The sequence below is a fragment of the Caulobacter sp. S45 genome (genome assembly GCF_903642205.1).
Lineage (GTDB): Bacteria > Pseudomonadota > Alphaproteobacteria > Caulobacterales > Caulobacteraceae > CAHJWH01.
This window is the reverse complement of record NZ_CAHJWH010000153.1, coordinates 1-7260: the sequence shown is the minus strand read 5'-3', so window position 1 is coordinate 7260 and position 7260 is coordinate 1. Positions and strand designations below refer to the sequence as shown.

Annotated in this window: 7 protein-coding genes and 1 pseudogene; 3 read left to right on the top strand and 5 right to left on the bottom strand. The window is 72.3% G+C overall.

The window, feature by feature from the left end; genetic code table 11:
• From HUV06_RS13315 to HUV06_RS13295, 5 genes and pseudogenes are all read right to left on the bottom strand, one after another.
• Nucleotides 1-424 (bottom strand): annotated as a pseudogene (locus tag HUV06_RS13315) (stage II sporulation protein M); the annotation flags it as partial.
• A 191-nt stretch (nucleotides 425-615) separates the two neighbouring features.
• On the bottom strand, nucleotides 616-1929 hold the full coding sequence (locus tag HUV06_RS13310; RefSeq protein WP_174301739.1) for a DUF58 domain-containing protein: 1314 nt from the start codon (nucleotides 1927-1929) through the stop codon (nucleotides 616-618).
• Nucleotides 1926-2882: a MoxR family ATPase gene (locus HUV06_RS13305; RefSeq protein WP_254601123.1), complete on the bottom strand. Its 957-nt coding sequence runs from the start codon at nucleotides 2880-2882 to the stop codon at nucleotides 1926-1928. The genes HUV06_RS13310 and HUV06_RS13305 overlap by 4 nt, the downstream gene beginning before the upstream one ends.
• Nucleotides 2869-4107, bottom strand: coding sequence for a hypothetical protein (locus tag HUV06_RS13300; RefSeq protein WP_174301738.1), 1239 nt, complete (start codon nucleotides 4105-4107; stop codon nucleotides 2869-2871). The genes HUV06_RS13305 and HUV06_RS13300 overlap by 14 nt, the downstream gene beginning before the upstream one ends.
• Nucleotides 4104-4832 carry a DUF4129 domain-containing protein gene (locus tag HUV06_RS13295; protein ID WP_217433853.1) on the bottom strand — a complete coding sequence of 243 codons (729 nt, stop codon included), beginning with the start codon at nucleotides 4830-4832 and terminating at the stop codon, nucleotides 4104-4106. Before HUV06_RS13295 ends, HUV06_RS13300 begins: the two co-directional genes overlap by 4 nt.
• Before the next feature lie 229 nt (nucleotides 4833-5061).
• Here HUV06_RS13295 and fahA point away from each other — a divergent pair, with 229 nt between their 5' ends.
• The 3 genes from fahA to HUV06_RS13280 all read left to right on the top strand — a co-directional run.
• Nucleotides 5062-6366, top strand: a complete 1305-nt coding sequence (gene fahA / locus HUV06_RS13290; RefSeq protein ID WP_174301737.1) for a fumarylacetoacetase — start codon at nucleotides 5062-5064, stop codon at nucleotides 6364-6366.
• 63 nt (nucleotides 6367-6429) lie between these two features.
• The gene (locus tag HUV06_RS13285) at nucleotides 6430-6804 is read left to right on the top strand and encodes a hypothetical protein (protein WP_174301736.1); all 375 of its coding nucleotides are present in this window, start codon (nucleotides 6430-6432) and stop codon (nucleotides 6802-6804) included.
• Between the two features lie 160 nt (nucleotides 6805-6964).
• Nucleotides 6965-7260 (top strand): flagellin (locus tag HUV06_RS13280; protein ID WP_174301735.1); only part of this gene is annotated, 296 nt, incomplete at its 3' end.

Below are 7260 nucleotides of genomic sequence, written 5' to 3'. Positions count from 1 at the left end.
CGAAGGCGAAGTACCAGTCCGCATCCATCGCATAGAGCCAGCACGCCACCGCCACCCCGCTGACCAGCATGACCGCCGACAGCAGCGCCTCGCGCCACAGCGCCCGGGCCGCAGCCGGCCAGTCGTGAGCGAAGAAGCGGACCAGGCGCGCACGGAGGCTGGAGCGCGCGCCGTAGACCAGGAAGTAGGCGCGCGCCGACAGCCCCTCCAGATAGTCCAGCAGGCCGCGATCCAGGCTGGTCTCGCGGGCGACCGACAGGGCCGACAAGGTCGCGCGGTAGAGGACCGGGATGGCCAGCAGGTCCTCATCGCTCAGCCGTGAGACAGGCTCGCGCTCCAGCCGCTGCAGCAGCCTCTCCAGCCGCTTCCAGTCGCCCTCGCGCTCGCGCCGGAAGCGGGCGCTCTTGAGTTCGGGTTCAGGCATGCCACTCTCCCCCCCTGCGCAGCGCGGGTTTGAACGCGAAGGCGTTCATGGGCGCGGCGCGGACACGCGTCGTGACGGAGGGGCCATCGCCACCGGCGTTGTGTGAACGGCAAGCGGCGACGCCCCCTCCACCACGCTGCGCATGGTCCCCCTCCCCCGCTTCGCAGGGGAGATAAGGAGCACCGACGCCATCAAAGCCGGTCCAGCCGCTTGAGGTTCAGGTAGCGCTCGATCAGGGCGGTCCCGACCGCTGCAGCCGGCGCCTCGATCACCTCCGCCCCCAGGCGGCGCAGGCGCGCCACCACCCCTTCTCGCTCGCGCAGCAGCGCATCGGCGGTCACGGCGCGGGACACGTCGGCGGGCGTCTCAGGCGCGCGGCGGCGCACGGCTTCCAGTTCGGCGTCCTCCATCAGCACGAACAGCAGCAGGTGGCGGCTGGAGAGCCGGCCCGCGGACTCCAGCATCAACTGGGCGCTGGTGGGATCGGCGAAGTCGGTGAACACCACCAGCAACGCCCGGCGGTCGAGCACGGCCCCCACCGCGCTCAGGCCGAGGGTGAAGTTGGTCTCCTCGGTGGAGTAGTCCACCGCCGCCGCCATGCGCCGCAACGCCGGGAAGGCCGTCGCTCCGGCCACCGGCCGGCCCACCAGCCGAGGCCGTGCGTCGAAGGCGCACAGCCCAACGCGATCCCCCATCACCAGGGCCACGTAGGCGATCAGCAGGGCGGCGTTCAGCGCCCGGTCCAGCCTGGGCGCTCCCTCCACCGGCTCGCCCATCAGCCGGCCGCTGTCGAGCACCAGCATGATGGGATGGTTGCGCTCGGTGCGGAACTCCTTGGAGAGCAGCAGACCATGGCGGGCGGACTGCTTCCAGTCGATGGCGCGCAGGTCCATGCCGGGCTGGTGCTCGCGCAGCGACTGGAACTCGAAGCCGTCGCCGGTCTCGAGCCTGCTCTTCTGGCCGGCGATGGCGTTGCGGGCGAACAGGCGCATGGCCTCGCGCCGTACCGCCGCCAGGTCCGGCGTCACCCGCACGATGCGGTCCAGCGCGGTGCTCGCCTGAACGTGGATCAGGCCCAGCGGCCCGCTCCAGCGCGCCCAGGCCCGCAGCAGCCGCCCTTCCCCGCGTCGCACCGGCGTCAGGCGGAAAAGCGCGTGCGCCTCGCCGCCCACCACGGTCACGGCCACCCGCGCGGGCGCCAGGGCCAGCTTGGCGTTCACCTCCAGGGCGGTCTCGACCTGCGCCGGCGTACGGCCGTCGAACCGAACGGTCAGCTTGGCTCCGACATCCCCGTCCGGCGCGGCCAGCTCGTCGGGCGCTTCGACCTCGAAGCGGGCCGAGCCCCGGGCCGGGGCCAACCAGCCGTCGATCCCCAGCACACCCAGCACCGCCAGCACCCAAACCGGCCCCGCCACCCATAGCCCTGGCGCCACCAGCGCCAGCAGCAGCGCCAGGGGCGCTCCGGCCGCCAGCAGCAGCACTGCGCGGGCGGTGGGATAGATCAACGTGGCGCCTCGATCCTGCCGATCAGCGTCTTCAGGATGTCGTCGCCGCCCCGCCCCTCGATCTCGGCGGCCGGCCAGAGCAGCAGGCGGTGGCGCAGGCACGGCAGCGCCAAGGCCTTCACGTCGTCGGGGATGACGTAGTCGCGCCCCTCCAGCGCCGCCCGCGCCCGCGACGCCACCGCCAGGTGCACGCCGGCGCGGGGCGAGGCGCCCGCCTGGATGTCGGCGCTCTCCCGGGTGGCGCGCACCAGGGCGACCACGTAGGCGGCGACCTCGGGGCCGAGGCGCACGCTGCGCACGGCCGCTGCGGCGGCATCCAGCTCCTCTGCCCCCAGGATCGGCTGCACGCCGAGCGCGGCGGCGTCCGGCTGGCCGCTCCGCAGGCCGAAGCTCTCCACGATGGCCCGCTCCTCGAAGAGGCTCGGATAGCCGAGCACCTGCTTGAAGAGGAAGCGGTCGAGCTGGGCTTCGGGCAGGGGATAGACCCCCTGCTGCTCGATGGGGTTCTGGGTGGCCACCACCATGAAGCGAGGGCTGAGCGCCTCGCCCCGGCCGTCGAGCGTCACGCGACGCTCCTGCATGGCTTCCAGGAGGGCGGCCTGTGTCTTGGGCGGTGTGCGGTTGATCTCGTCGGCCAGCAGCAGGTCGCAGAAGATCGGGCCACGCCTGAGCGTGAAAGCGCTGGTCTGGAAGTTGAACACGTTGGCGCCCAGCACGTCGCCCGGCATCAGGTCCGGGGTGAACTGGATGCGCCCGAAATCCAGCTGCAGTGTGCGGGCGAAGGCCTGGGCCAGCAGGGTCTTGGCCACCCCTGGCGGCCCCTCCAGCAGGATGTGGCCCTCCGACAGCAGGGCGGTCAGCATCAACTCCACGGTCTCGGCCTGGCCGACCACGGCCTTGGCCACCTCGGCGCGGATGCGGGCGCCGAGCGCCGCGATGTCAGAGACGTTCACCCAGGATCTCCCGTTGTCGGTCGTGCAGGCCGCGGACGCTGCGCATCAGGGCTGTGGTGTCGCGGGCGCCGTCGGCCTCGGCGGCGAGCGCCGAAAAAGTCACGCCGCCCGTCGGTGTCAGCCGGTCGAGCGCCCCGTCGATCCGGCTGATGTCCGGCTGGAGGCCTGAGCCCGCCACGACCGCCAAGCGGCGCGCCAGGGCGCGCCGGACCAGGCCGGCATAGCGGCGCCCCATCCTCGGCTCCCGCCTGGCGAGCTGGATCAGCATGGCGGTGTTGTCCAGCAGCGCGGCCTTGCCGAGCGACAGCGCCGGCGCCTGGGGCCGCGCCGGTCCGAAGCGCGCCGCGGCGTGGGCGCCCATCAGCAGGGCGGCGGCCAGGGCGCACAGGCTCGCCCCCAGGAACGGCGGCGAGAGGGCCAGCCCGAGCAGGGATCGGGACCGCGCCAGCCCGTTCAGGGTGACGTCGAAGATCACCGGTCCCTGCCCGCCCCGCAGCGCATCGATGATCGCCACCGCCGTGCGGGCGGCCTGCAGCGAAGCCAGCCCCTTGTTGTCCATCAGGTCCGGATCGGTCAGGGCATAGGTGTCGGGGCCGACATAGACCAGCAGCGGCTCGCCCGCGTCGTCGGTAAGCAGGACGTTGGCGCCCGCAAGCCGGACAGACTGTAGTGAGGTTATCGGTCCGGTCGCGAGCCCGTCCATCCCGCCGAAGCCGTCGCCCGTGGTGTGGAGGTGGGTCGCGGTCACACCTGCGCTTCGATGCAGGTCGAGCCTGCCGTCGGCCCGGATGGTGGACGTGACGAGGGACGCCAGACCGCCCAAACGCGCCCAGCCGATGTGGTCGGGATCGGGGACGAAGCTCCACTTGGGCAGGATGACCAGCGTCCGGCGCGAGCCCGGCGTCCGCGCCGCCTTCAGGGCCGAGGCCTGGGTCCCGGGCGGGGGCGTGAAGACGACGAGGCCCAGCCCGTCGCGGCTCGGCGGGGCGCGCGCCCGGCTGACCACCACGGGCGTTCCCTCGGCCTGCAGCAGCCGCACCAGGCCGGCGTAGCCCACTGCCGAACGCGAAAGGGCGTTCTCCCCGCTCTGGCTGCGCGCCTTCAGCTCGGGCGCATAGGCGGTCAGGACGCTGAGCCCCACGAAGCCGACGAGACCCGCGACCAGCATGAACAGGACCGCCCGCGGGGAGAAGGTGGCGGGCTGGGCCGCAGCGCCACTGCTCATGCGATCACCTGGACGGCGTCGCCGGCCCAGGCTTCCGGGCGGGTCAGCGCGCCGTAGGCGGTGCGGCAGGTCCGCCAGGCTTCGGCGTCCAGGCGCCGGCCGCCGAACAGGGCCCGCTCCACCACGCCCGCGATCAGCGAGAAGGCGGCGCGCGGCTCGGCGCCGAGGTCGGGCAGGGCGGCGATGTCGCGACTGGTGAAGGAGGGACGGATGCGCCCCGGCCGCCCGCTCTCCACGTCGGCGACGCTGCGCAGCAGCAGCAGGTGGGCGGCCTCGGCGTAGCGTCCTTCGGCGGCGAGCCGGTCGGCCTCGGCCAGCCGGACCGCGGCCTTGGCGGCCGCATCCGACGGGCTCGCCCCGAGGCCGCTCAGGTTCAGCGGGGTCAAGCGGGCTTGCCGCGGGGTGGGCGCCACGAAGTGGCGCACGAGCGAGATGGCGAGAAGCACCGCGCCCGCGCCCAGCACGACCCAGAACCCGATCCTGACCTCAGGGGCGATCGCCTGCAACAGGCGTCCGATCTGCTTGAGCAGGGCGATGAGCCAGGTCGGCGGAGGCGTGGGTCTTGGCGCGCCGGACCAGACGAACTGGAACGACGGATCGGCGAAAAGCCGGGCGTGGGCCGCGGCGATGGGATCGGCGGACGCTGCCTCGACTCCCCTCGCCATCCCGCCGCCCTGCGCCCGCTGGTCCAGCGACGTGTAACCGCCAAGTTGCGCGCAGTCCATTTCGCCCGAGCGCGCCTCGCGTCCCGTGCAGGCTGGCGGAGAGCCGCAGCTGGCATTCGGGGATCTCGCGCCGCCATCCGGCCGGACACGGCGATGCCACGGCGCCGGACCGACGCCCGGCTCCAAGACATCGTCTGCGGCGTTCAGCTTGTACCCCGCCGGGCCGTTCCGCTAGGACCCGCCGCCGAGAGCTGAGCCGCAGCCTGGACAGGATGCTGGAGACGACGCGATGGCCGTACTGGACCGCAGCCACGACCCCGCCCTGACCAGCTGGGTGGCGTCAGCCCGGGGGCATGCCGACTTTCCGATCCAGAACCTGCCACTTGGCGTGTTCAGTCCACCTGCAGGACCGCCGCGGGGCGGGGTGGCGATCGGTGACGACATCGTGGACCTGGCCGCCGCTTCAAAGGCCGGCCTGTTCAAGGGCGAGGCGTTACGGGCCGCACAGGCCGCCGCAGGTCCGATGTTGAACCCGCTCATGGCCCTGGGGGCCGCGCCACGGCAGGCGCTCCGGCTGCGCCTGGTCGAATTGCTGGAGCAGGGCTCGCCGGCCCGGGCCGACGTGGAGCCGCTGCTGCACCCGGCTGCGGACTGCGTCCTGCACCTGCCCGCGCACATCGGCGACTACACCGATTTCTATGCCGGCCTCCACCACGCCACCAATGTCGGACGCCTGTTCCGGCCCGACGCGCCGTTGCCGCCTAACTACAAGCACGTGCCGATCGGCTACCACGGCCGCGCCTCCTCCGTGCGTGCGTCCGGCGAGCCGGTCCGGCGCCCGAACGGCCAGCGCAAGCTCGCCGACGAGGCCGTCCCGAGCTTCGGCCCCGCCCGCAACCTCGACTACGAGCTGGAGCTGGGTCTGTGGATCGGGGGGGGCAATGCGCCAGGCGAGCCGATCCCGATCGGCGAGGCGGGCGGCCACGTCTTCGGCCTCTGCCTCTTGAACGACTGGTCGGCCCGCGACGTTCAGGCCTGGGAATACCAGCCGCTCGGCCCTTTCCTGGCCAAGAGCTTCGCCACCACGGTCTCGCCCTGGATCGTCACGGCGGAGGCGCTGGCGCCCTTCCGCGTCGCCCAGGCGCCGAGACCGGACGGTGATCCGGCGCCCCTGCCCTACCTGCTGGACCCGCAAGACCAGTCGCAAGGCGCCGTGGATGTCGCCCTGGAGGTGCGGCTGACGCCGGTGGGCGGGCTGGCGCAGCGGCTGGCGGCCGGCCATGCGACGGACCTCTACTGGACGCCGGCTCAGCTCATCGCCCACCACGCCAGCGGCGGCTGTAACCTGAACCCCGGCGACCTGCTGGGCACCGGCACCATCTCAGGCGTGACCCCCGGCAGCTGCGGCAGCCTGCTGGAGCTGACCCGCGGCGGACGCGATCCGATCACGCTGGCCGGCGGCGGAACGCGCCGCTTCCTGGAGGATGGAGACGAGGTGAGCTTGCGCGGCGTGTGCCGACGCGACGGCTTCATCTCCATCGGGTTCGGCGAGTGCCGCGCCACGATCCTGCCGGCGCCGGCCGGCGCCGCCTGACGCAACCGGAGCGGGGGTTCCGGATTTCCGAAGCGCGGGGGCAGGTCCCGCCGGGACCGATCCATGCTCGCACTGGCCCTCGCCGCAGCCGTCACGCTCGCCGACCTGCAGCACTGGATCGACGACCAGCCCGCCGTCGCGACCTACGAGCAGCAGCGGCTCACCGCACGTCCGCCCAGCGAGGATGCGTTCCGAAACGCGCCCGCGCTCCCGCGGCCGATCGCCTGCCGTGGCTCCCGGTCGGCCATGTCTGCCGCGGTGGTCCTGTTCAAGGCCGCAGACGGCGACGCGATCAGCCTGGGCGAACCGGAGCTCCAGGCCAAGAACGACGGCGAGCCCCTGCTCAAGCTGAGCGATCCGGCGAAGCAGGCTCTGGAGGAACGCGGCCGCCGCTACGAACTGGACGCAGGCCTGTATGAGCCCGCGTGCCTGGGCTGAACTCGGCCGAGGAAGACTTCGTGATGGCAAGGTCGAAGTAGCATCTCGTTAGCCGTGCCTGTAGGTCCGCGCGTTAAGACCCGACCGTCATAGCTGTCATGCGGGCGCAAAAGGCGCTCGTCGGCGTCGAACACGCCGATCCCCTGACAGGAAGATTGTCATGTCGCTGAACAGCATCAATACGAACATGGGCGCCATGGTGGCGCTTCAGACCTTGGACTCCACCAACTCCCAGCTCGAGACCGCCCAGAACCAGGTCTCCACCGGCCTGCGTGTCGGAAGCGCCAAGGACAACGGCTCCATCTGGGCCATCGCCCAGGGCCAGAGGGCCCAGGTCTCCGCGCTGGGCGCGGTGACCGACTCGCTGAACCGCGCATCCTCGGTGCTGGACGTGGCGGTGACCGCCGGCCAGACCATCTCGGACCTGCTGAACCAGATGAAGGCCAAGGCGCTGGA

What these genes read in the sequence shown, in the direction of transcription:
- HUV06_RS13300 (WP_174301738.1), bottom strand. Translation starts at nt 4,107, where the DNA reads ATGAGCAGTGGCGCTGCGGCCCAGCCCGCCACCTTCTCCCCGCGGGCG.
- HUV06_RS13285 (WP_174301736.1), top strand. Translation starts at nt 6,430, where the DNA reads ATGCTCGCACTGGCCCTCGCCGCAGCCGTCACGCTCGCCGACCTGCAG.
- fahA (WP_174301737.1), top strand. Translation starts at nt 5,062, where the DNA reads ATGGCCGTACTGGACCGCAGCCACGACCCCGCCCTGACCAGCTGGGTG.
- HUV06_RS13295 (WP_217433853.1), bottom strand. Translation starts at nt 4,832, where the DNA reads ATGGACTGCGCGCAACTTGGCGGTTACACGTCGCTGGACCAGCGGGCG.